Source organism: Allobosea sp. CER48 (genome assembly GCF_044752385.1).
GTDB lineage: Bacteria > Pseudomonadota > Alphaproteobacteria > Rhizobiales > Beijerinckiaceae > Allobosea.
Window position 1 is genome coordinate 1 of the sequence record NZ_JBIWYK010000602.1, and the last position, 1,585, is coordinate 1,585.

General features: G+C 68.6%; 3 protein-coding genes. 2 read left to right on the forward strand and 1 reads right to left on the reverse strand.

Going from position 1 to position 1,585, the window contains the following annotated elements:
• Nucleotides 1–161 (forward strand): substrate-binding domain-containing protein (locus ACIPIA_RS15910; protein ID WP_400510947.1); only part of this gene is annotated, 161 nt, incomplete at its 5' end.
• 49 nt (nt 162–210) lie between these two features.
• On the opposite strand, the gene ACIPIA_RS15915 is transcribed toward ACIPIA_RS15910, so the two are convergent.
• Nucleotides 211–636 carry a PaaI family thioesterase gene (locus tag ACIPIA_RS15915; RefSeq protein ID WP_400510945.1) on the reverse strand — a complete coding sequence of 142 codons (426 nt, stop codon included), beginning with the start codon at nt 634–636 and terminating at the stop codon, nt 211–213.
• 127 nt (nt 637–763) lie between these two features.
• On the opposite strand from ACIPIA_RS15915, the gene ACIPIA_RS15920 reads away from it, so the two are divergent.
• The gene (locus ACIPIA_RS15920; RefSeq protein WP_400510946.1) at nt 764–1,573 is read left to right on the forward strand and encodes an enoyl-CoA hydratase; all 810 of its coding nucleotides are present in this window, start codon (nt 764–766) and stop codon (nt 1,571–1,573) included.
• Nucleotides 1,574–1,585 lie beyond the last annotated feature (12 nt).

Below are 1,585 nucleotides of genomic sequence, written 5' to 3' on the forward strand. Positions count from 1 at the left end.
TGCCCGAAGAGGTCCAGCGCGTGACGATCTTCTCCGCCGGTCTCGCCGCCGGTGCCAAGGAGCCGGAAGCCGCCAAGGCGCTGATCGCATGTCTCGGCAGCGCGGATGCCGCACCGACCATCCGCAAGACCGGCCTCGATCCGATTCCGGCCAAGAAATAGCGGGCAGCGGAGCGGGCCTGGGTCCGCCCCGGCACCCCCGGCCGGAAGGTCAGCGTGCGGGGATCGAATAGGTCCCCGTCGCGTGGCAGACCATCTCCGCCTCTCCCTGAGAGTAGAGGCAGACCTCGCCGACGGCGAGGCGCTTGCCAAGCTTCAAAAGCTTCGCCTCGCCGATCAGGGCGGCCTGCCCCGGCTTGCGCAGGAAATTGTAGTTCAGGCTCGTCGTCACCGCGAGACCGATCGGGCCGATCTGCGCGAGGATTGCGACATAAAGCGCGAGATCGGCCAGCGCCATCATCGTCGGCCCGGAGATCGTGCCGCCCGGCCGCAGGTGGCGCTCATGGTAGTCGCAGCGCATCCGGGCCGTCATCGGCCCGACATCCTCGATGAAGTAGGTGCGCCCGCCATAATGGATCTGCGGGAAGGCCTCGTCGAGATAGCGCTCGATCTCGGCGGCGGTCATGCGGGTGGTCATGCGGAAAACCGAAGGCTGAAGCGGGCGGTCTCCCCTTGCAGCATGGCCCGCGGGCCCCGACAATAGGCCAAAATGCGGACGTGACGCGCGCAAATGCGGCAACGCGACAGCGTCGGGAAGGATCGCCATGAACCTGCACCATCAGCCCGACACCGCCATCCTGCTGCGCCGGGACGCCGACGGCATCGCGACGCTGACCCTGAACCGCCCCCAGGCCCGAAACCCTCTGAGCGAAGCGATGCTGGCTGCGCTCAGCGAGGCCTTCACGGCCATCGCCGCCGACCGATCGGTGCGCGCGGTCATCCTCGCCGCCGCCGGGCCCGTGTTCAGCGCCGGGCACGACCTCAAGGAGATGACCGCCCACCGCGCCGATGCGGACCGTGGGCGCGCCTATTTCGCCGATATTCTCGGGTGCTGCTCTGGCGTGATGCAGCAGATCACCGCCCTGCCCCAGCCCGTCATCGCCGCGGTCGAGGGCACGGCAACGGCCGCCGGTTGCCAGCTCGTCGCGAGTTGCGATCTCGCGGTCGCCGGCAACGAGGCCCGCTTCTGCACGCCGGGCGTCCATATCGGGCTGTTCTGCTCGACGCCGATGGTCGCGCTGTCGCGCAACCTCTCGGCCAAGCACGCGATGGAGATGCTGCTCCTCGGCGAGATGGTGCCGGCAGAAGAGGCGCTGCGGATGGGCCTGCTCAATCGCGTGGTGCCGGCGGGCGACGCGCTGGCGGAGGCCCATCGCCTCGCCGCGATCATCGCCTCGAAATCATCCGCGACGGTCAAGATCGGCAAGCGCGCCTTCTACGAGCAACGCGAGATGGGGCTGAAGGCTGCGTACGACCACGCCTCGGCGGTCATGGTCGAGAACATGCTCGCGCGGGACGCGGAGGAAGGGATCGGCGCGTTCATGGCAAAGCGCGCGCCGATCTGGGAGTCCTAGCAAGCCCGGCCA

Excerpts from the sequence above, each read along its gene's own strand:
- ACIPIA_RS15915 (WP_400510945.1), bottom strand. The coding sequence starts at position 636 with ATGACCACCCGCATGACCGCCGCCGAGATCGAGCGCTATCTCGACGAG.
- ACIPIA_RS15920 (WP_400510946.1), top strand. The coding sequence starts at position 764 with ATGAACCTGCACCATCAGCCCGACACCGCCATCCTGCTGCGCCGGGAC.